We start from the raw sequence: 21,510 nt of genomic DNA on the forward strand, positions 1-21,510 counted from the left end.
CTAATTACTTTTACTTAAATCTACAGAAACTACTTTAGATACACCTTTTTCTTCCATAGTGACACCATACATAACATCACTAGCCTCCATAGTTCCTTTTCTGTGTGTAATAACTATAAACTGTATGTTTTCTGAGAATTCCTTTAAAAACTCTGCATATCTATAAACATTAGCATCATCTAGTGCTGCCTCAATTTCATCTAAAATACAGAATGGAGTAGGCTTCATCTTTAAAATTGCAAATAATAACGCAATTGCTGAGAGAACTTTTTCTCCCCCAGACATTAAATTAATATTTTGAAGCTTTTTACCTGGTGGTTGAACATTTATTTCAATATTTGCAGTAAGTTCATCCCCTTCTCCTAATATTAATTCAGCCGTTCCTCCCTTAAATAAATCTTTAAATGTTTCACTAAAGTTTTCATTTAGTATTTTAAAATTTTCTCTAAAGAGTTCTTGCATATTTACAGTCATTTCGTTAATTACTTTTAAAAGTTCTTCTTTTGCTTTATTTAAATCATCTTCTTGAGTGGACATAAAGTTGTATTTTTCAACTACCTCTTCATATTCAGATATAGCAGCTAAATTAACCGTTCCTAAGGCTGTAATTTTAGCTTTTAATTTAAATATCTCATCTTTAGTCTTTGGAATATTAGTAATTTCTACTGCAAGTTCAATAGCCTCAGCTAAAGTTAAGTTTAATTCATCATTTAGTCTAAAATAATAGCCTTCCCTTTCACTTTCTAATTTTGCAAAGGAAATTTCTTTTTTATTTAATTCATTTTCTAAAGATCTTATTTCCTCTATTAAATTATTTGTCTCTACATCTTTTATTTTTAACTTATCTTTTAATGTTATTCTCTTTGCTTCATCATATTTAAATATCTCTTCAAGATCCTTAAGCCTAGAATTTATATTGTTTATAATTACAATATTTTTTTCTATCTCATCTCTTAGATAGTTTATACTATTATTCTTTTCCTCATTATCTTTTTTAAGAGAAATAATTCTATCCTGCTTTTCTATTTCTTCTCTCTCTTTTCTCTTAATATCCACTTGTCTGCCATAAACTATCTCATCTAATTTAGCTTTGCTAATTTTAATCCTTATACTTTCATCCTTAGCATCATTGTATGAATTCTTCATTTCTAAAAGGTCATTTTTCATAACTATAACCTTTTCTTTATTATTTTCATTTTCTAATTTTAAATTAGAAAGAGCTTCTTCCTTACTCTTAACTTCTAATATTAACTTATTTAAAGTTTCCTTATTTATAGAAAGTTCTTTTTTAGAGATTTCTAGAGAATTCTTAAGTTTTAAGCTTTCATTTTCAAGTGCTCTTACTTCACCTTCTAATCTAGTAATCTCAATAACCTTTTCATGAACTTCATCACTTTTATTTAATATATCCTCATCAATTAGCTTCACTTCTTCTCTAATCTTAGTTAATTCGTTAACTTCTAAGGTGTACAACTCTTTATTTTCTTTTAATGAATCTTCAAGTTCATGCAACTCTCTTTTTCTGCTTAAGATACTTGAGTTATTTTTCTTATATATACTTCCCCCAGTTAATGCACCACCCGGGCTAATTACTTCTCCGTGAAGAGTAACTATTCTAAATTTATAACCACAAGCTTTTGAGATAATTAAAGCAGCATCCATATCTTTTGCTATTATAGTTTTACCTAAACTATAATCCATAATATTTTTATAAATACTATCATAGTGTATTAATTCAGATGCAATACCTAAATATCCTTCAATATTTAATATATCCCTTGGAATATTAATTTTATTTCCCTTTATTATGTTTAAAGGTAAGAAGGTTGCTCTTCCTAAAGAATTCTTTTTTAAATATTCTATTAAAAGCTTTGCATTTTTTTCATTTTCAGTAATAACGTTAGATATAGCTCCACCTAAAGCAACTTCTATAGCAGTTTCTAAGTTTCTATCTACTGTAAAAATTTCACCTAAAACCTTAGTTCCTCTTCCATAAGGTATATCACCTGAATCTATTCTTTCCATCAGTCTTTTAATAGATAGTTGATATCCTTCATAGCTTTTTTCTAAGTCTTTTAAAGTACCAAATTTACCTTCTAAATTGTTTATTTTCCTTGAATATTCTTTTATTAATAATTCCTTTTTATTCCCTTTAGTATTTAAAACTGCAATATTTCTCTTAATTCTTACAATTTCTTCTTCTAAGTTATCCTTTTCAAGTCTTAAGTTCTTAATGTTTTCTTTAATACTTAAAATTGTTGCTAGGTTAATGCTTATATTACCTTCGATAGCTTTAAGGCTATTTTCTCCATTAGCACCTAATTCTTCTTTACTGCTAATCTCCTTAGTTAGTAGAGAAATATTATTATTAAGTTCAGAGCTTTTTCTTAAAATTTCAAACTCTTCTTCTTTTATTCTTTGAATCTTCTCTTCTAATCCCTGTATTTCAGTATTTAACCTACTACTCTTCTCCTCTAAAGACTTAATTGATTCCTCTTCTTCTATTTGCTTTTTTATCTTTTCTTCAAGATCTTTTTCTATTATTAACTTCTCTTCTCTTGATTTATTTACTTCCTCTTGTAAAGACTTAACTTGTAGTAAATCTTTATTAATTATTTCTTCATAATTTTTTATTCTTTCCTTAAAGATTTCAATATCTTTTAAACTTTGATTCACTTCTTCTTTTTTAGTATAATATTCTGCCTTTTCCTCGTTATTTTTACTCTCTAAGGTTTCGATTTCTTTTTCTATATCTATTAAAATTTGCTTCTCGCTATTTAACTTTTGTCTATTAGATTCTATATTAGATTTTTTCAATCTTATTACTTCATTAATTTCTTCTATATCTTTATCAATACATTTAATGTTATTAACTAATAAAGATACTTCTTTAACCTTAAGTTCAGATGCATAGTCATTATATAATAATGCCTTTTCTCTTTCTTCTTTCAAAGGTTCTATTCTCTCTTCATAAGTAGAAATTATGTCTCTTATTCTTACTAAATTAGCTTCCGTATTATTAAGTTTTTTCTCAGCCTCTTCTTTTCTAGTTTTAAATTTAACTATTCCAGCAGCTTCTTCAAGTAAAGCTCTTCTATCTTCAGGCTTACCACTTAATATGGCTTCTATCTTACCTTGTCCAATAAGAGAATACCCTTCTTTACCTATACCAGTATCCATGAAAAGACTATGAATATCTTTTAATCTGCATTTTTGGTTATTTATTAAATATTCAGTTTCTCCTGATCTAAATATTCTTCTAGTAACAGTTACCTCTGAGTAATCTGTATCTAAAGAATTATCTGAGTTATCTAATGTAAGTGATACTTGAGCTAGTCCAACTTGTTTTCTAAATTGCGTACCAGCAAAAATAACATCTTCCATCTTTCCTCCTCTTAAAGTTTTTACACTTTGTTCTCCAAGAACCCATCTTACAGAGTCAGAAATATTACTTTTACCACTACCATTTGGCCCAACTACAGCAGTAACGCCTTTTTTAAACTTTAACTGGGTCTTATCTGCAAAAGATTTAAACCCTCTAATTTCTAGAGATTTTAAAAACATAGATTTTCTCCTTATCTATATAAATGATACTAATAAACTAAGTGAAAACATAATAGCTAATGCTATCGTAACAATATACATCATTTTTTGTCTTGTTTTCTTCTTCACAATTACCACTCCTGTCTTATTTTAGTTTATAGCATTGATGATAAAATATCAATATAAGGTAGACAAAATCTAGCCTACCTTATAACTCCATATCTATTATTTTCTCAGTAATTATAATCTTTATCTTACCCTTTTTTTGCTTCTCTATTTGCCTTACAAATATTTTACCATTATGTTCTTCTGTTAACTTATTATAATAATATTTTTTATTAGCATATAGCTTGCTTATATCTCTTGGGTTAATTTCAATTATTACATCTTTATTAGCTACTATAGAGTTTTTTATATTATCACATAATAAACTCCCTTCAACTAATTCTCTAAAAGCTGGATGGAAAGGTCCATCGATTACATCTTTACCTAAAGTTATATTTTCCGTTGGTTGGAGTCCTATTCTAATTATCTTAACAGAAGCATCGCTATATAGCTTATATATCTCTTTAGATACATCTACAGCCTCTTCTAATGTATAAGGCTTATATTCCCCTCTTTCATACATTTTTGCCATAGGTGTTTCTTTAATAACTAATGATGGATATATCCTACAAATATCCGGCTTCATTTCAATAGACTTTTTAGCTGTTTCTATATCTTTATTAAAATCATCACCTGGTAACCCTGGCATTATTTGATGTCCTAGAGTGATTCCGTATTCCTTAATTAACTTAGAAGCCTTCCTTACATCCTCTGATGAATGACCTCTTCCAGAAAGTCTTAAAACCTCATCATCTAAGGATTGTACACCAAGTTCTATAATATCAACTTTAAATTCTTTTAAATAATCTAAAATATATCTATTAATTGCATCAGGTCTTGTAGACATCCTTATCTTATGTATTAATTTATTTTCTTTATATTCCTTAGCAACGGCAAGTAATTCCTTTTGCTTATTAACATCAATTGCTGTAAATGTACCTCCAAAAAATGATACTTCCACTGTTGAAATTTTATTATCTATTGTCTTTAAGTATTCATCTATAATATTTCTTACATCTTCTGCCTTAACTTCATCTTCAACTTCTTTTGCAATCTTATCTTGATTGCAAAATACACATTGATGAGGGCATCCTATGTGAGAAATAAATATTGGAATAATATAGTACTTTTTACTCATTTAATCCCTCCAAAGACTTAAGTGCTGATTTTGCTGCATTTTGTTCTGATTCTTTCTTACTATATCCTTCACCATAACCTAGTTCTTTATCCTCAATTATTACTGAAGTAAAGAATTTTCTTCTATGTGGAGGTCCTTCATACTTTAATAATTCATAAACAATTGATACTTCACCTGACTTTTGCATTTCTTCCTGAAGCTTTGTTTTATAGTCTAAAATAATATCATTATTAATTGCCTTCTCAATTATTTCTTTGAAATGTCCAAGAATATAATCTTTTGCAAATTCTAAGCCCTTATCTAAGTATATGGCTGCAAGCAATGCTTCAACAGCATCTGCTATAATAGATACTCTCTCTCTTCCACCAGTAAGTTCTTCACCTTTGCTTATTCTAATAAAGTACCCTAGGTTTAATTTCTTTCCTATCTCATAAAGGGAGTTTTCACATACTATTAAACTTCTTATCTTAGTAAGTTCTCCTTCACTTTTTTCTTTATAATTTAAAAATAAATATTCTGTAATACATAGTTGCAAGATTGAATCTCCTAAAAATTCAAATCTTTCATTATACTCTTCATCTCTATGTTGATTTGCGTAAGAACTATGTGTTAATGCAGTTCTTAACAACCTTTCCTCATTAAAGGTTAAACCAATATACTCTTCTATTTCTTTAATATTAAACTTCGCCATATCTCCATCTCCTCGAAGTTCATTCTTCAATTTGCTTGTTTTATTGTCCAATTTCTTTCTAATGAGCAAATTCAAGAATAAACTATATTTGAAATTTTAAATATAAAATCCCGCATTAATGCGGGATTAAATTATTCTTCTACGTGATTTTTTAAAAACTTAACTACATCTCCAACAGTCTTAAAGTTTTCAGCTTCTTCATCAGGGATTTCAGTATCTAATTCATCTTCTAAAGCCATCATAAGCTCAACTAAATCTAATGAGTCCGCATTTAAATCATCTACAAAAGAAGAATCCATTGTTATATCATCTTCATTAATACTTAACTTTTCTGCTATAATTTCCTTAACCTTATCAAACATCTAAATCACCTCCTATATAACATCATTTAGATAATATTATATATTATTTCTATAGTCAATATACAGAATGATATAATTATATATTATTTTGTAGTTCTGACTTAATTTTTTCTAAAACACCGTTATCATAAAAGATTTTTGTTTGTCTAATAGCGTTCTTAAAGGCTTTACCATCGGAACTACCATGAGCCTTAATGCATATGCCATCTACCCCTAAAAAAGGAGCTCCACCATATTCCTTGTAATCAAACTTAACTTTTAAAGATTTAAAAACAGGCTTTAATAATCCTGCTCCTAATTTACTCATTAATCCACTTGATAAAATTTCATCTTTTATCATGCTTAAAAGCGTAGATGCTACCCCTTCGTACATCTTAAGTAATGTATTTCCAACAAACCCATCACAAACTAAAACATTTATATCGCCTTTTGATGTATCTCTTGGTTCTACATTACCAACAAAGTTTAAGTTACTTTCTTCTTTTAAAAGCTTATAAGTAGCCTTTGTTAGTTCATTTCCCTTTTCCTCTTCAGCCCCTATATTTACAAGACCTACTGATGGGTTTTCATTGCCTATAACACCTTGATAATATATTTTTCCCATTTTCGCGAATTGAACTAAATAATTAGGCTTAGAATCAACATTAGCACCTGCATCAACTATCATAAAGCTACCATTTTTACCTGGCATTATTGGTGCAAGAGCTGGTCTTTCAACCCCCTTAATTCTACCTACTACAAGTGTGCAACCTGCTAAAAAGGCTCCAGTACTTCCTCCGGATATTACAGCATCACATTCTTTGTCTTTAACTAGCTTTAAAGCTTTATAGATACTTGAATCTTTTTTCTTCTTCAAAGCCATTACAGGATGTTCATTTGGTGAAATTACTTCTCTAGCGTCAACTATATTAACTAAAGACCTATCATATTTATATTTTTTTAATTCTTCTTCTATTTGTTCCTTTGGTCCAGTAATAAAATACTCTATTCCTTTGTATTCTCCTAGGGCTTTAATAACTCCTTCTACTACAGCTTTAGGAGCATTATCTCCACCCATTCCATCTACAGCTATTTTCATAAACTTTCACCTCTTTTTCTCTATATATAAAGAAAAGAAAGTCATTTGACTTTCTTTATTCTTCTACTGAAGCAACAACTTCTTTACCTTTATAGAAGCCACAATTCTTACAAACTCTGTGAGCTAATTTCATTTCATGACATTGTGGACATTCAACTATTCCAGGTAAGCTCGCCTTAAAAGTTTGAGCTCTTCTTGAATCTCTCTTTGCTCTATATGTTTTTCTCGCTGGATTTCCCATTACTACACCTCCTTATTTCCAAACAACTCTTGTAACTTTGCCAGTCTTAAGTCTACATCATTTGTAATACAATTACAAGAACCTTGGTTAAGATTTTTACCACATTGGTAGCAAAGTCCTCTGCAGTTGTCTGTGCAAAGTCTCTTAATAGGTAAGGTTGAAATAATAACATTTTCAACTATCTCAGTAACATCTAAGACATTACTATCTACAAAAATAATTTCCTCATCATTTTGAAGTTCCTTATTATTTGTAAACCTTTCTTCTATTTCAATATCTATTGGATAGATAAAGGCCTCTAGGCATCTTGAACAATTCAAATTTAGTTTTGTTTTTATTGAAGCTCTTAGAGTTAAAACATCTCCAACAGAGGTTATATTTCCAACTACACTTAAAGCTTCTACAGCTTCTATTTTTTCTCCATCAAAATAAAGTGGTTCTAAGTCATATGTTACATTTATTTCTTTTTTTCTATTTTTAGATGAAATTAAATCTGAAAATTGTATAATCATATGTAATCGCTCTAGATCATATCCTCATATCTTACAAGATACATTATGTACATAAGTACATAGCTCGAGCTAAGCTTTATTTCACTCCTTAGATAAATATTTGCCGAATAAACACAATTTATTATATAAAGTGCATGATTAAAAGTCAAGCATTTTAACGAAAAACTGCGCTTTTAATTATGCACTTTATAATTAATTACTTAGTTAATTCTACAGTATCTCTTGCAATAACTAATTCTTCATTAGTAGGTATTACAAAAGCTTTCACTTTACATCCTTCTTTAGAGATTTCTCTTACCTTACCTCTAACATTGTTTCTTTCTGAATCTACTTCAACTCCAAGGAACTCTAATCCCTTAAGTATAGACTCTCTAGTTTCAGGTCCATTTTCTCCTACTCCAGCAGTAAATACGATAGCGTCTACTCCACCCATTATAGCAGCATATGATCCTATTGTAGCTCTTACCTTATATTCAAATATTGAAAGAGCTAACTTCGCTCTATGAACACCTTCTTTAAAAGCTGAATCTTCAATATCTCTAAAGTCTGAGCTTATTCCTGATATTCCAAGAACACCAGATTGCTTATTAAGTAAATCATTTACTTCATCTATACTTAGGTTTTCTTCCTTCATTAAGAAAGTAACTATTGCAGGATCTATAACTCCTGATCTTGTACCCATAGCAACTCCTTCAAGTGGTGTAAATCCCATAGAAGTATCTATAGATTCACCATTTTTTATCGCTGCTAAACTTGCACCATTTCCTAAGTGGCAAGTTATAATTTTTAAGTCTTTGATATCTTTTCCCATAACTTCTGCAACTTTTTGTGATACATATTTATGAGATGTTCCGTGGAATCCATATTTTCTTATTCCATGCTTCTTATATAAGTCATATGGAAGAGCATAAAGGTATGCTTCTTCTGGCATTGTTCCATGGAACGCAGTATCAAATACAGCTACCATCTTAGTATTAGGCATTAATTCTTCACAAGCTAATATCCCAATCATATTTGCAGGGTTATGTAGCGGTGCTAATTTAAAACATTCTTCTATATACTTCTTCACTTCATCATTTATAACAACTGAAGATTTATATTTTTCTCCACCGTGCACTACTCTGTGACCTACGGCACTAATTTCATCCATTGAAGAAATTACACCATTTACATCATCTACTAAGGCATCTAAAACAAGTTTAATTGCAATCTTATGATCTTTCATTGGTTGCTTAATAATATACTTTTCTCTTCCTTCTACCTTTTGTGTTAAAACAGAGCCTTCAATTCCTATTCTTTCGACTAGTCCTTGAGCTAGTGACTCCTCTGTAGACATATCAATTAATTGGTACTTTAGCGATGAACTACCGCAATTAATTACTAATACTTTCATTTGTTTACGTCCTCCTTAGGGGATAATTATTTTTGTGCTTGAACTGCAGTCAGTGCTACAACATTCACTATATCATCTGAACTACATCCTCTTGATAAATCATTGATTGGCTTAGCGAAACCTTGACACATTGGTCCAATTGCTTCTGCATTAGCAAATCTTTGAACTAATTTATATCCAATATTTCCACTTTGTAAATCAGGGAAAATTAATACATTGGCTTTACCAGCTACATTACTATTAGGTGCTTTTTGACTAGCTACTTTTTCTACTATAGCAGCATCTAATTGTAATTCTCCATCTATTAATAGATCAGGTCTTAATTCCTTAGCAAGCTCAGTTGCTTTTCTAACCTTATCTACCATTTCATGATCTGCACTTCCCATAGTTGAGAAAGAAAGCATTGCTACTCTAGGCTCAACCTTACATAAGTTCTTTGCAGTATCTGCAGTTGCAATAGCAATTGCAGCTAATTGTTCGTATGTTGGATTTGGGTTAACTGCACAGTCTGAGAATAGAAGCATTCCTTCTTCCCCATACTTAGATCCCGGTACCATCATAATAAAGAAGCTAGATACAACAGATACTCCTGGTGCTGTTTTAATTATTTGAAGACCAGGTCTTAAAAGATCCCCTGTTGTATGTACGGCTCCAGAAACCATACCATCTGCATCATCTAGTTTTACCATCATAGTTCCGAAATATAATGGATCTCTAACTATTTTTTCAGCTTTTTCAATAGTCATTCCCTTATTTTTTCTTAATTCGTAAAACTCATTTACATAAACTCCTAGTCTTTCAGAAGTTTTAGGGTCAACTATTTCAATTCCGTCTAAATTAACACCTAAATCTTTTGCTTTATTAACTATTATATCCTTATCTCCTACTAAAATAACATAAGCTAAACCTTGCTCATGAATTTTTTCAGCTGCTACTAAAGTTCTTTCCTCATCGCCTTCAGGAAGAACTATTCTTTTTCTATCAGCTTTCGCTGCATCCCATAATTTATTCATAAGTTCCATAACGTTTTTCTCCTTTCAAAAAAGATACGCTCTTTTCTTCATATACTAATATACTCCTAAGTACCTATATTTTTCAACATAAAAAATACAAAAGCTATATTTCTTTATATTATAAATATTCAGAAAAATACTTTACTTCAATTATAACATATATATTAGATAGCTATATTATTATTTTAGTATGATATAATAATTTTATATTTCCCATTAAGGAGTGTATTTATGAATATAACAGGAATAATAACAGAATATAATCCCTTTCATAATGGACACTTATATCATTTAAATTGTGCCAAAAAAGACACAAAGTCTGATGGTATTGTATGTGTTATGAGTGGAAATTTTGTCCAAAGAGGAGAACCCTCTATTATAGATAAATGGAAAAGAGCAGAGATGGCTGTATTAAATGGAGTAGATTTAGTAATTGAACTTCCAACTTTTTATGCTTTATCTTCAGCTGAATTTTTTGCTAAAGGTTCTATTTCAATATTAAATAATATAGGTGTAGTAGATAATCTTTTTTTCGGAAGTGAATGCGGTGATGTAGATTCTCTTTATAAGATTGCCAAAGTTTTAACTTGTGAAAGTGACGAATTCAAAGAAATTATTAAAAAAAATTTAGAAAAAGGATTAACTTATGTAAAGGCAAGAGAAATTGCTTTAGTTGAAACTTTAAAGGATGAATCCTTAAATACTATTCTTTCTTCCTCAAATAATATTTTAGGAATTGAATATATTAAGGCAATTATAAAGTTAAATAGTAACATAAAGCCAATGACTTTAAAAAGAGAAGGCTCAAATTATAATGATAGTGAACTAAACTCTATTTTTTCATCAGCAACTAGTATTAGAAATAATTTAAAGGATGGAAAATCTATAAAAAATTTAGAAAAATATATGCCAAAGCCTTCTATAGATATTTTAGAGAACCTAAGAAATATTAAATATCCATTCGTATTTTCAAACGATATGTTTCCATATATTAGATATAAAGTATTAACTAATTGTATAAATTTTAACAATATTTCAGAGATTAAAGAAGGGTTAGATAATAAAATTATCAAAGAAATAATTAATAGCAAAAATCTCGATGAATTTATTTTGAATATAAAAAGTAAGAGATATACTTATACAAAAATCTCTAGAATATTATCTCAAATATTTATTTCTTTAGATAATTATGACTTTATATCATTAATTGATGAAAATAACCTTTATGCTAGAGTTCTTGCTTTCAATGATACCGGAAAGCTTATATTAAAGGATATGAAAAAGAAATCAAGTATTCCAATTATAACTAACCTACAAAAAAATAATAGTAATCCACTTTTATCTTTAGATATACAAAGTAGCAAAGCCTACTCTATTTTAAATAACAGATATAATCCATTAAGTGATTTTTTAACTTCACCTATTATAAAATAATAATATTAGAAAGTCATATGAATATAAATATATAAGAATTAAAATATATATGCTTTCAATTTATGTAATTTACTTTGCAAAGTGTTTTTTAATTAAAATGTTATAAAACATTAAAGTGTAACTTATGTATTGAAACATATATATTTAGGAGGTAATTTCTATGTTTAGTATTTATATATTATGGCTTTTTATTTTTTTATTGATTGCTTTACTATTAAAATTTCTCGATATCAAAAAAAATTATATTATTTGTTTTTTAATTAGTATATTTATAATATTATTCGTAATTAACTTAGAAAGTAGTATTACAGCTGCAATGAATGGAGCAAAACTAGCCTTTAAAGCAATTTTGCCTACTATTTTCCCCTTTACAGTAATATGTAATTTACTAATATGCTATGATGGTATAACTTTATACTCTAAAATATTAGGTCCTTTAATATGTAAACCTCTTGGTTTATCTAATAACTGTTCTTTTCCTATAGTAGCAAGCTTTATTTGTGGATATCCTCTTGGAGCTAAATATGCATCCGATATATATAATCTTGGTTTTATACATAAAAAAGAATATGAAAGATTATTAAATATTGCTTCTAATGCTGGACCAATTTTTATTCTTGGATCTATTTCTGTAGCTATGCTTAACAATGTAGTTTATGGATATATACTTCTTATTGCCAACTATTTATCTATCATTATAATAGGGCTAATAACTAGAAGAGGAACTCACTATAATACTATGCCTGATAAAAATATCAAATTTGAAAACAAACCTTTTGGAGCGAATTTAAAATTCGCCATTGAAGGAGCAATTAATACAACCTTAAATATTAGTGCCTTCGTAATACTGTTTTCTGTAATTATAAGCATAATAAAAAGCAACACTTTAATTAGCGCTGCTTTCCTTAATTTATCAAATTATTCTTATATCGCTAGTGAAATACTTTATACTTTATTACTTGGAAGTATTGAATTTACTAACGGAGCTAAAATCATAGCTTCAACTAATATAGTAATAAGCCTAAAATTAAGCTTAATAAGCTTTATACTATGTTTTTCTAGTCTTTCAATTATAGCTCAAGTGGCTTCTTTCATTAGCAAAGATAACCCCAACTTTAAAAAATATATTTTTCTAAAATTTATACAAGGTATTTTAGGCTTTATAATAACCTTTATATCTAGCAATGTTATCTTAAACTCAATTACAACCTTTAATAATAATTACAGTTATAACTCCAATATTGTAACTTATAAAACTTTTATTACAATATTAATAATTTTAACAACCACATTAATATTTACTATTATAGTCAAAAAATTAAAAGTAAAATTACATTCCTCTTAATTCAGAAATATTTTCTTTTATCATAGCTGCAGTGTTACTTAAGCTTTCATCTATTTCTTTAGCTACTGATTCAAAAGATTTCTGCATACTTTCAATAAGTTCAACCTTTTTAGCTTCTATTTGCCTATCTAATTCAGATAGAATTTCAATAGAATATTCTCTAGAGCCTAATCTAATTGCCTTAGCATCTCTTTGTGCTAGGGCAATTATTTCATTAGCTCTAGCTTTAGCCTCCTTAACTACATCATGGTTTTCTACATTTTGTTTCATCATTTCCATGATTTCTGTTTTAGTAGATTCATATTCTTTTTGAGCACTACCTATAATTCTATCTTTTTCATTCACTATCCATTCTGCTTTTCTTATTGAATCTGGTAGATAGTTTTGTATTTGATCAATTACCTCTAAAATATCCTTTTTATCTACAACACTTTTTCCTGTTATAGGTACCTTTGGTGCATTGTCTAATATTTCTTCTAAGTAGTCTAAAAGCTCAATAATATTCACTTCTACTTTATCCATCCCTCTTCCCCCTCTATATAATTATTCAAACTTATCCATAACCTCATCTATTAATTCTTCTGGAACTAGGCCATTAATTGACCCTCCAAATTTTGCAACTTGCTTTACTGAAGATGAACTAACATAAGAATATGCTGAAGACGTCATCATAAATACTGTCTCAATATCTGGATTCAATTTTGAATTCATAAGTGCCATTTGAAACTCATACTCAAAATCAGACATTGTTCTAAGACCTTTCAAAATAACTTTAGAATTATGTAATCTAGCAAAGTCTACTAGTAAACCTTCAAAACTTAAAACCTCTACATTATCTAAATCTTTCGTTACTCTTTTTATAAGTTCAACTCTTTCATCAATACTAAATAAACATTTCTTATCAACATTAACTAAAACAGCCACAATAAGCTTATCATAAATTTTAGCACCTCTATCGATTATATCTAAATGTCCATTAGTAACAGGATCAAAACTTCCTGGATAAATTGCAATATTCATATCTCTCACCTTTTATTACTCCTCATATTTATATAAGCATACTGTAGTGTTACCATATTTTTTACTTTTAACTATTTGTATATCTTTATATCCCTCATATATTTCTTCTATTGAATCAATCTTAGTTACGATTATTCCATCTTTATCTAACATATTATTTTCTTTAATTATTTCTATTGCCTTTGGTATCATTTCCTTACAATATGGTGGATCAATAAAAATTATATCAAAAACCTTACCTTTTTTACTTAAAGTTTTTAAAGCTTCATAAGAATCCATATTTAATGGAAAACAAAAATCATTGAACTTTAAACTATCTATGTTTTTTTCTAATAAAGGATATGTAGTATTACTTTTATCTACTAAATATACTTCCTTTGCTCCTCTACTTGCTGCTTCAAGTCCAAGACTACCTGTTCCTGCAAAAACATCTAAAGCAATTGAATCCTGTATATAATTTTGAATTATACTAAACATAGCTTCTTTTACTCTATCTAACGTTGGTCTAGTCTCCATAGTTTCGGGCGGAATTAGCTTTCTTCCTCTAGCCTTACCTGCTATTATCCTCATGTAGTTTCCTCCTTAGCTATTATTATTTCAATTTTATCATAATATTAATTTATATACAATTTTTTTAATTAAAACAAATATATCGACTATATCTTTCAATAGATTTAGATATTTCTATACAAAGTTTTACATTTTCCAATTCTTTTGAAGATATTAAATTGCTTGCTTCATGTCTTGCACATTTTAATATATCAATGTCTTCATATATATCTGCTAATACTAATCCTATATCACCACTTTGTCTAAGTCCAAACATTTCACCAGCACCTCTTAATTTTAAGTCCTGCTCTGATATGAAAAATCCATCAGTAGAAGATGTCATTATTTCCATCCTTTTTTTAGTCTTATTATTATTTGCTTTACCTATAAGAATACAATAAGAAGCATATTCTCCTCTTCCAACTCTTCCTCTTAATTGGTGAAGCTGTGCTAATCCAAATCTTTCTGAGTTTTCGATAATCATAACTGAAGCGTTAGGCACATTAACACCTACTTCAATTACAGTAGTTGAAATTATAACTTTCACTTTACCTTCTTTAAAAGAATTAATTATCTCATCTTTTTCTTTAGGCTTCATCTTTCCATGAAGTATTTCTACACTGACATTCTTAAAGACATCATCTTTTAACTCTTCATAAAGCTTTTCAACAGAATTTAATTCCATTTTTTCATTTTCTTCAATTAATGGGCATACTATATAAACCTGTCTTCCTAAATTAATTTCATTTAAAGCCAGTTCATAAGCTTCTCTTCTATTCTTATCAGTATAAAACCTCGTATCTATTTTCTTTCTTCCAGGTGGAAGTTTATCAATTATAGAGACATCTAAATCTGAATACATATATAACGCAAGAGTTCTAGGAATAGGTGTTGCTGTCATAACTAAAACATCAGGTCTTCTTCCCTTATTTATTAACTTATTTCTTTGCTCAACTCCGAATCTATGTTGTTCATCAGTAATAGCTAATCCAAGATTAGAAAAATCTACATCTTCTTGTATTAAAGCGTGAGTTCCTACTACTAATAATGGTGTTCCGTCAGAAATAAGTTCCTTAATTCTTTTCTTTTCTTTAGCGCTAGTACTACCTGTTAAAAGTTCTACCTTAATATCAAAGTCCTTATATATTTTTAAAGCTTCTGCATAATGCTGGTTAGCTAATATTTCTGTGGGTGCCATTAAAGTTGCTTGGTACCCATTCTTTATAACATTAAATATTGCAATTAAAGCAACTATAGTCTTTCCGCTACCAACATCTCCTTGGACTAATCTATTCATAGAGTACTTGCTCTTTTGATCTCTTAAAATATCTCTTACAACATTAGTTTGAGCATCTGTTAACTTAAAAGGAAGAGACTCCTTTAATTTAACTAAATCATCATGCCACTGAAATGTTATTCCATCATTACTTCTTAACTTGTTTTTTAATAGTAAAAGCTTCATAGAATATGTGAATAACTCTTGAAATTTAAGCCTATTCACAGAATTAGTTAATTCAGCCTTCCCTTTTGGAAAATGAATTTCTCTAAGAGATGTATCTAAGTCTAATAAATTATATTTATCTAAAATAGATTTTGGTAAATTGTCAGTAATAATAACCTTATCTAAAGCCTCATTAATAAGTTTTGCTATTACTCTATCATTTAAGTCTCCCTTTAAAGGATACTTAGGTATAATTTCACTTTTTTTCGCATCATTACACCCAACCATTGGATTAATAACTTCTAGCATTTTACCATTCTTTTTAAATTTCCCTACTAAATCATATGTATTATTCATTTTAAAAGTATTTTTGATATATTTTTGATTAAACCACTTACCAAGAACAATATGTCCATTATAATCAAATTTTATTGTAGTTAAAGTCTTACCATTTTTAGTTTTAATATCTCTATCATACCCAATAACTCTACAAGATAAGATTTGCTTTTCTTCTCCATCTATTTCATCAAAAGCTACATCGCTTTTTATAAACTCATAATCTCTTGGAAAGTATAAGAGTAAATCATAAATAGTAAAAATACCACACTTATTTAGTTTTTCTGTTAATTTTGGACCTACTCCCTTTAAGGTGGATACTTCCATTTTTATATCCATTTCATCACCTCAAATTTATATATACGCTAAATATTAAAGCACAAGTTGCCACTTATGTAAATAAAGTAGTAACTTGTGCCTTTAATTATTCTACAGATAATAAGAAGTAATAAAGAGGTTGAGCACCTTGATAGCATTGAACATCTAAATCAGGATACTTTTCTTCTAACTTTTCAGTAAATCTTTCAGCTTCTTCTTCTGAAACATCACTACCATAGAAAATAGTAATAAGTTCACTATCTTCATCTACAATTTCTTCTAATACTTCTTCAGCTACATTACAGTAGTCTTCTCCAACTTTTTTAATTTTTCCTTCTACTAAACCAAGCATGTTGCCTTCTTTTATTTCAATTCCATCCATTTCTGTATCTCTTACAGCATATGTTACGGAACCTGTCTTAACCATTTCCATAGCTTCTTTTAAAGCTTCTTCATTCTCATTTACTTCATTTTCAGGGTTAAACATTGTTACACAAGTTATTCCTTGAGGTATTGAAGTAGTAGGAATTACAATAACATTTTTATCAGAAATTTCAGCTGCTTGATTTGCAGACATTATTATATTTTTATTATTTGGAAGAACAAAAATATTCTCAGCGTTTAAGTTAGCTATACATTCCATTATATCTTGTGTTGAAGGATTCATAGTTTGACCGCCTTCAATTACATAATCTACACCTAAATCTTTAAATATATTTGTAATACCATCTCCCATTGCAACAGCAACGAAAGCATACTTTTTAGTTTCTTCTGCTTCTGCAGCTACTTCTGGCTTTACATCCTTAAGCTTATATTCTTCTTTGCTTAAAAGAACTTCTCTATGTTCTTCTCTCATATTATCTATCTTTATCTTAGATAATTCACCTAGTTTAACAGCTTTAGCTAATACTGCACCTGGGTCATTAGTATGAATATGAACCTTTATTACATCTTCATATCCAACTACTACTTGAGAGTCACCCATAGGTGTTATGTCATCTCTAAACTTTTCTGCATGATTTGCATCTGCTAAAATAATAAACTCTGTGCAGTAACCAAATTTAATATCAATATCTTCTGTTCCTTGAGCACCTTGCATCTTAGCTTCAGATGGCTTAATATCTTTAATTTCTGCCTTAATATCATCTTTTAGTGCATCATACATACCATTTAAAATGATGTATAATCCCATCCCACCTGAATCTACTACCTTAGCCTTCTTTAATGCTGGTAATAATTCTGGGGTTTTATCAAGCATAACCTTTGCTTCAGTTACTATGACATTCAATAGTTCTACGATGTCTTTTTTATCTGTTTCAATTGCTGCTTCTGCTGCTGCTCTTATAACAGATAAAATTGTTCCTTCAGTCGGTCTCATAACTGCTTTATAAGCAGCATTGCTTCCTTCTTTAAAAGCAATAGCAAGTTCAACAGCATCTACTTCTTCCTTACCCTCTAATCCCTTAGAAATACCTCTTAATATTTGAGATAAGATAACTCCTGAGTTACCTCTAGCTCCCATTAAAGCTCCTTTAGCTAGCTTCTTTGAAGTTTCTCCAATAGAACTAGAATTTAAGCCTTCTATTTCTTTTACTGCTGATTTAAAAGTAGCTGACATATTAGTACCTGTATCTCCATCTGGAACAGGGAATACATTTAAAGCATTAACATATTCGCTTTCTTCTAATAATCTATTGCTAGCATTAACAACCATGTTAAAAAAATCATGGCCATTTATTGTCTGATATTTCATCTTTTTACCTCCTAGACTCTAACTGCTTGAACATTTACTGTAACAGATGAAACCTTTAATCCAGTAAAGTTTTCCACACTATAGCGCACCTTTTGTATAATGTTATTTGCTATTTCTGAAATTTTTGTTCCATATTCAACCATAACAAATAATTCAACTACTAATTTATCTTCATTAACTTTTAACTTTACGCCTTTGCTTAAATTTTCTATTCTCATTAATTCCCATAGTCCTTCAGTTGCGTTCTTAGAAACCATACCAACTACTCCATAGCACTCCATAGTAGATAAACCTACTATTTTAGCAAGCACCTCTTCAGAGTAATGTATATTTCCAAGTTCATTTGAATATCCTACCATACAGAATCCTCCTTATATATATCTATACCATCTATTTTATATTACCTTTATTTATTATTCAAGTAAATATTACATAGCTTATTATATGAAGATTTATAAAAATATATGAAAATGTCTAATTTAAAAGTTTTTTTACTTTTTTATGATTTTTCCTTGCTTTTATTGTATATACTATGTTAAAATTTAATCTGTCCTATTGAAGAGAAATTATCTTCACAAATAAGGAGGTGTTTTCAAGTGGCAAGAAGATGCGAAGTATGTAATAAAGGGGTTGTATCTGGAACTCAATACTCCCACTCACATCGTCAATCAAAGAGAACTTGGGCTCCTAACATAAAGAGAGTAAAGGCTTTAGTTAATGGAACACCAAAGACAGTTCATGTATGTACAAGATGCCTTAGATCTGGTAAGGTTCAAAGAGCAATATAAGTTCAAATAAAAAATGCAATTGATTTAACAATTGCATTTTTTATTTTATTTATTTTTTTCATATGTATTATCTTTTTCTTCTAAAAAACTTTATAAGATTAGATAGAAATCTAGGTAATTTTATTGCTATTATTTTCATTAATATCCCCCATTAATGTCTTGTTTATATATACATTGTATGCAGAGATATAAAATCAGTGATTAAATATTTTAATCTTTTGTATAAAGTACTAATATTATTCCACTATCAAATGATATATCTATATATTCTCCTACGAATTCATTTGAAGTTGTTAAACTATCACCTAATTTTAATAAATGATTATTTAAATCATATTTCGAATTTTTAATAGTAAAGTTTTTAACTTCATCACTGTATGCATGGAATGAAATAGTATCTCCTGGATTACCTTTTAATAATATATCTTTATCTGTTAAAAACATTATATTATTATCGTCTATAATTCTAGCATTAATATCTTTTGCTAAAGCCTTCTTTAAAAGACCAATATTACTTAGAGAATGATCATATCTTGTCCCTGTTGCCCCTAAAAGTACTATTTCATCTGGATTATTTTGTAAAGCTAGATTAAAAGCAATTTCTGTATCTGTATAATCTTTTTCTCTTTTAAATCTTATTTTCTTTTTTGCTTTCTTTTCAATAGCGTCTATAATTCTCATATCAGCAGAATCAAAGTCCCCTAAAATAACATCAGGTGTAATATCATATTTGTATAAGGCCTCACATCCTTTGTCTGCTCCTATTATTAAGTTAGCATCTTCTACTTCCCTTAATAAAACCTCTTTGGAGGGAGCCTTACCACCTGAAACAATTACTACCTTCATTTCCTTACCCTCTAATAGCTTCAATATTTTCTTTAAGCTTTCCATCACCAAATATTGCAGATCCTGCAACTAATACATTTGCTCCTGCTTCAACAATAACCTTAGAATTATTTCTATCTACTCCACCATCTACTTCAATAAGTAAATCTTTATTTACACCTAAGCTCATTTCTTTAACTTCTTTTATCTTGTTAATTGAGTATGGAATAAACTTTTGACCTCCAAACCCAGGATTTACGGACATTATCAGCACTAAATCTAACTTTTCAATTATATCTTTTAATACTGATGTCGGAGTCCCTGGATTTAATGAAACTCCAGCCTTTACTCCTTTTGATTTAATATAATCTATAGCTCTATCTATATGCTTTTCAGCTTCATAGTGTATAGTTATTATATCAGCACCTGCTTCAACAAACTCATCTATGTATCTTGATGGATTTTCTATCATTAAATGAACATCAAAAACTTTTTTAGTTTTATCTCTTATAGCCTTAATTACTGGTAAACCTATAGTAATATTAGGAACAAAAATCCCATCCATTACATCTATATGAATGAAATCCGCACCTGCCTTATCTACTTTTATTATTTCTTCACCTAACTTTGAAAAATCAGCTGATAATATTGATGGTGATATTTTTACCATTTGTTCTTCCTCCCGTCTAATAACTCTTCCAATATTCTAATATAAAAATTATATCTATATTCATTTATTTTGCCTTCTTCTACTGCAGCCTTAACCGCACATTGGGGTTCCTTATTATGAAGGCATCCTCTAAACTTACAATTATGATTATAGTCTTCAAACTCTGGAAAACAATATCTAAGTTCATCTTTATCAATAAAACTAATATCTATATTTGAGAAACCTGGACTATCTACTAAATATCCATTTTCGATTTCAATAAGCTCACTATGCCTAGTTGTATGCTTACCTCTTCCTATTTTATCAGATACTGCCCCTGTTTCCATATGACTTCTATCAATAAGAGTATTAATTAAAGTTGACTTTCCTGCACCTGAAGGTCCACATAAGACAGTTACTTCTGATTCTAATCTTTCTTTTAATAGTTCTATTCCTATAGCCTTCTTTGCATTAATAAATAATACATCATATCCTATATCATTTATTTTCTTTTTAACTTCTTCCTTTTCTTCATTAGTTGCTAAATCTTCTTTATTTAAGCATACTATGGACTTAATATTATTATGTTCGCATAAAATTAAGAATCTATTTAAAAGGTCAAAATTAATATCTGGATTTTTAATTGCAAAAACTACAAAAGCTTGTGTAACATTTGCAACAGTAGGTCTTATAAGCTCAGAAGATCTATCTAATATATCTTCTATTACACCTTTTCCATTAGAGACATTTATAATTACATTATCACCTACCATAGGTTTTAGATCTTTATGCCTAAACTTGCCTCTAGCTTTACATTCAATTACTTCTTCTTTAGTTTTAACATAGTAAAACCCACCAATTCCCTTAATTATTTTTCCTTCCATAATTCCTCCATATAATTTTATCTTCATAATTATAATAAACAGATTTCCCTAAAAAATGCAAATAATTTTTATAAAAAAGAATCAGCCCTAGG

At 28.9% G+C, this 21,510-nt stretch carries 21 protein-coding genes; 3 read left to right on the forward strand and 18 right to left on the reverse strand.

Features of this window, described 5'->3' with window-relative positions:
- From smc to GPX08_RS01860, 9 genes are all read right to left on the reverse strand, one after another.
- On the reverse strand, positions 1-3,564 hold the full coding sequence (gene smc / locus GPX08_RS01820) for a chromosome segregation protein SMC (RefSeq protein WP_156624806.1): 3,564 nt from the start codon (positions 3,562-3,564) through the stop codon (positions 1-3).
- A 187-nt stretch (positions 3,565-3,751) separates the two neighbouring features.
- Positions 3,752-4,786, reverse strand: a complete 1,035-nt coding sequence (locus tag GPX08_RS01825; RefSeq protein WP_156624808.1) for a radical SAM protein — start codon at positions 4,784-4,786, stop codon at positions 3,752-3,754.
- The gene (locus GPX08_RS01830) at positions 4,779-5,477 is read right to left on the reverse strand and encodes a ribonuclease III (protein ID WP_156624811.1); all 699 of its coding nucleotides are present in this window, start codon (positions 5,475-5,477) and stop codon (positions 4,779-4,781) included. The genes GPX08_RS01825 and GPX08_RS01830 overlap by 8 nt, the downstream gene beginning before the upstream one ends.
- A gap of 131 nt (positions 5,478-5,608) precedes the next feature.
- Entirely contained in the window at positions 5,609-5,839 is a 231-nt protein-coding gene (gene acpP, locus GPX08_RS01835) for an acyl carrier protein (protein WP_156624814.1), read from the reverse strand.
- A 76-nt stretch (positions 5,840-5,915) separates the two neighbouring features.
- On the reverse strand, positions 5,916-6,917 hold the full coding sequence (plsX, locus tag GPX08_RS01840) for a phosphate acyltransferase PlsX (RefSeq protein ID WP_156624817.1): 1,002 nt from the start codon (positions 6,915-6,917) through the stop codon (positions 5,916-5,918).
- Positions 6,918-6,972: 55 nt separating this feature from the next.
- Positions 6,973-7,158 carry a 50S ribosomal protein L32 gene (rpmF, locus tag GPX08_RS01845; protein ID WP_136004818.1) on the reverse strand — a complete coding sequence of 62 codons (186 nt, stop codon included), beginning with the start codon at positions 7,156-7,158 and terminating at the stop codon, positions 6,973-6,975.
- Positions 7,159-7,160: 2 nt separating this feature from the next.
- Positions 7,161-7,670, reverse strand: a complete 510-nt coding sequence (locus GPX08_RS01850; RefSeq protein ID WP_156624820.1) for a DUF177 domain-containing protein — start codon at positions 7,668-7,670, stop codon at positions 7,161-7,163.
- 196 nt (positions 7,671-7,866) lie between these two features.
- Entirely contained in the window at positions 7,867-9,063 is a 1,197-nt protein-coding gene (locus tag GPX08_RS01855) for an acetate/propionate family kinase (protein WP_156624823.1), read from the reverse strand.
- Positions 9,064-9,089: 26 nt separating this feature from the next.
- Positions 9,090-10,085 (reverse strand): phosphate acetyltransferase, encoded by a 996-nt coding sequence (locus GPX08_RS01860; protein ID WP_156624826.1) that lies wholly within the window; start codon positions 10,083-10,085, stop codon positions 9,090-9,092.
- Between the two features lie 222 nt (positions 10,086-10,307).
- On the opposite strand from GPX08_RS01860, the gene GPX08_RS01865 reads away from it, so the two are divergent.
- Positions 10,308-11,510, forward strand: coding sequence for a nucleotidyltransferase (locus GPX08_RS01865; protein WP_156624829.1), 1,203 nt, complete (start codon positions 10,308-10,310; stop codon positions 11,508-11,510).
- 160 nt (positions 11,511-11,670) lie between these two features.
- A complete protein-coding gene (gene ylbJ / locus GPX08_RS01870) occupies positions 11,671-12,855 on the forward strand; it encodes a sporulation integral membrane protein YlbJ (RefSeq protein WP_156624832.1) in 1,185 nt (394 codons plus the stop codon).
- Here ylbJ and GPX08_RS01875 read toward each other — a convergent pair.
- The 6 genes from GPX08_RS01875 to GPX08_RS01900 all read right to left on the reverse strand — a co-directional run bounded on the left by GPX08_RS01875 (position 12,841) and on the right by GPX08_RS01900 (position 18,631).
- Positions 12,841-13,377, reverse strand: a complete 537-nt coding sequence (locus GPX08_RS01875; protein ID WP_156624834.1) for an ATPase — start codon at positions 13,375-13,377, stop codon at positions 12,841-12,843. The two genes, ylbJ and GPX08_RS01875, sit on opposite strands and share 15 nt — an antisense overlap.
- A 21-nt stretch (positions 13,378-13,398) precedes the next feature.
- Positions 13,399-13,875, reverse strand: coding sequence for a pantetheine-phosphate adenylyltransferase (gene coaD / locus GPX08_RS01880; RefSeq protein WP_156625010.1), 477 nt, complete (start codon positions 13,873-13,875; stop codon positions 13,399-13,401).
- A 15-nt stretch (positions 13,876-13,890) separates the two neighbouring features.
- Positions 13,891-14,445 (reverse strand): 16S rRNA (guanine(966)-N(2))-methyltransferase RsmD, encoded by a 555-nt coding sequence (rsmD, locus tag GPX08_RS01885; protein WP_156624837.1) that lies wholly within the window; start codon positions 14,443-14,445, stop codon positions 13,891-13,893.
- Between the two features lie 64 nt (positions 14,446-14,509).
- Complete coding sequence (gene recG / locus GPX08_RS01890) at positions 14,510-16,540, reverse strand: ATP-dependent DNA helicase RecG (RefSeq protein ID WP_156624839.1); 2,031 nt, start codon at positions 16,538-16,540, stop codon at positions 14,510-14,512.
- An 85-nt stretch (positions 16,541-16,625) separates the two neighbouring features.
- Positions 16,626-18,272: a DAK2 domain-containing protein gene (locus GPX08_RS01895; protein ID WP_156624842.1), complete on the reverse strand. Its 1,647-nt coding sequence runs from the start codon at positions 18,270-18,272 to the stop codon at positions 16,626-16,628.
- An 11-nt stretch (positions 18,273-18,283) separates the two neighbouring features.
- On the reverse strand, positions 18,284-18,631 hold the full coding sequence (locus tag GPX08_RS01900; protein ID WP_136004787.1) for an Asp23/Gls24 family envelope stress response protein: 348 nt from the start codon (positions 18,629-18,631) through the stop codon (positions 18,284-18,286).
- A gap of 237 nt (positions 18,632-18,868) precedes the next feature.
- Here GPX08_RS01900 and rpmB point away from each other — a divergent pair, with 237 nt between their 5' ends.
- Positions 18,869-19,060, forward strand: coding sequence for a 50S ribosomal protein L28 (rpmB, locus tag GPX08_RS01905; protein ID WP_008678335.1), 192 nt, complete (start codon positions 18,869-18,871; stop codon positions 19,058-19,060).
- A 210-nt stretch (positions 19,061-19,270) separates the two neighbouring features.
- On the opposite strand, the gene GPX08_RS01910 is transcribed toward rpmB, so the two are convergent.
- Genes GPX08_RS01910 through rsgA form a run of 3 tightly spaced genes read right to left on the reverse strand, consistent with a single transcriptional unit; the run spans position 19,271 to position 21,418 of the window.
- A complete protein-coding gene (locus tag GPX08_RS01910) occupies positions 19,271-19,906 on the reverse strand; it encodes a thiamine diphosphokinase (RefSeq protein WP_156624844.1) in 636 nt (211 codons plus the stop codon).
- A 4-nt stretch (positions 19,907-19,910) separates the two neighbouring features.
- The gene (locus tag GPX08_RS01915; protein ID WP_156624847.1) at positions 19,911-20,555 is read right to left on the reverse strand and encodes a ribulose-phosphate 3-epimerase; all 645 of its coding nucleotides are present in this window, start codon (positions 20,553-20,555) and stop codon (positions 19,911-19,913) included.
- Entirely contained in the window at positions 20,549-21,418 is an 870-nt protein-coding gene (gene rsgA / locus GPX08_RS01920; protein ID WP_156624850.1) for a ribosome small subunit-dependent GTPase A, read from the reverse strand. Before rsgA ends, GPX08_RS01915 begins: the two co-directional genes overlap by 7 nt.
- Positions 21,419-21,510 lie beyond the last annotated feature (92 nt).

Origin of the sequence: Clostridium tertium, from assembly GCF_902652255.1 — a bacterium.
GTDB classification, from domain to species: Bacteria; Bacillota; Clostridia; order Clostridiales; family Clostridiaceae; genus Clostridium; species Clostridium tertium_A.

Coding starts and splice junctions, on each gene's coding strand:
- GPX08_RS01875 (WP_156624834.1), bottom strand. CDS start 13,377: ATGGATAAAGTAGAAGTGAATATTATTGAGCTTTTAGACTACTTAGAA.
- GPX08_RS01915 (WP_156624847.1), bottom strand. CDS start 20,555: ATGGTAAAAATATCACCATCAATATTATCAGCTGATTTTTCAAAGTTA.
- rsmD (WP_156624837.1), bottom strand. CDS start 14,445: ATGAGGATAATAGCAGGTAAGGCTAGAGGAAGAAAGCTAATTCCGCCC.
- GPX08_RS01825 (WP_156624808.1), bottom strand. CDS start 4,786: ATGAGTAAAAAGTACTATATTATTCCAATATTTATTTCTCACATAGGA.
- recG (WP_156624839.1), bottom strand. CDS start 16,540: ATGGATATAAAAATGGAAGTATCCACCTTAAAGGGAGTAGGTCCAAAA.
- GPX08_RS01830 (WP_156624811.1), bottom strand. CDS start 5,477: ATGGCGAAGTTTAATATTAAAGAAATAGAAGAGTATATTGGTTTAACC.
- plsX (WP_156624817.1), bottom strand. CDS start 6,917: ATGAAAATAGCTGTAGATGGAATGGGTGGAGATAATGCTCCTAAAGCT.
- smc (WP_156624806.1), bottom strand. CDS start 3,564: ATGTTTTTAAAATCTCTAGAAATTAGAGGGTTTAAATCTTTTGCAGAT.
- GPX08_RS01855 (WP_156624823.1), bottom strand. CDS start 9,063: ATGAAAGTATTAGTAATTAATTGCGGTAGTTCATCGCTAAAGTACCAA.
- GPX08_RS01910 (WP_156624844.1), bottom strand. CDS start 19,906: ATGAAGGTAGTAATTGTTTCAGGTGGTAAGGCTCCCTCCAAAGAGGTT.
- rsgA (WP_156624850.1), bottom strand. CDS start 21,418: ATGGAAGGAAAAATAATTAAGGGAATTGGTGGGTTTTACTATGTTAAA.
- coaD (WP_156625010.1), bottom strand. CDS start 13,875: ATGAATATTGCAATTTATCCAGGAAGTTTTGATCCTGTTACTAATGGA.
- GPX08_RS01860 (WP_156624826.1), bottom strand. CDS start 10,085: ATGGAACTTATGAATAAATTATGGGATGCAGCGAAAGCTGATAGAAAA.
- GPX08_RS01900 (WP_136004787.1), bottom strand. CDS start 18,631: ATGGTAGGATATTCAAATGAACTTGGAAATATACATTACTCTGAAGAG.
- GPX08_RS01865 (WP_156624829.1), top strand. CDS start 10,308: ATGAATATAACAGGAATAATAACAGAATATAATCCCTTTCATAATGGA.
- GPX08_RS01895 (WP_156624842.1), bottom strand. CDS start 18,272: ATGAAATATCAGACAATAAATGGCCATGATTTTTTTAACATGGTTGTT.
- GPX08_RS01850 (WP_156624820.1), bottom strand. CDS start 7,670: ATGATTATACAATTTTCAGATTTAATTTCATCTAAAAATAGAAAAAAA.
- ylbJ (WP_156624832.1), top strand. CDS start 11,671: ATGTTTAGTATTTATATATTATGGCTTTTTATTTTTTTATTGATTGCT.
- acpP (WP_156624814.1), bottom strand. CDS start 5,839: ATGTTTGATAAGGTTAAGGAAATTATAGCAGAAAAGTTAAGTATTAAT.
- rpmF (WP_136004818.1), bottom strand. CDS start 7,158: ATGGGAAATCCAGCGAGAAAAACATATAGAGCAAAGAGAGATTCAAGA.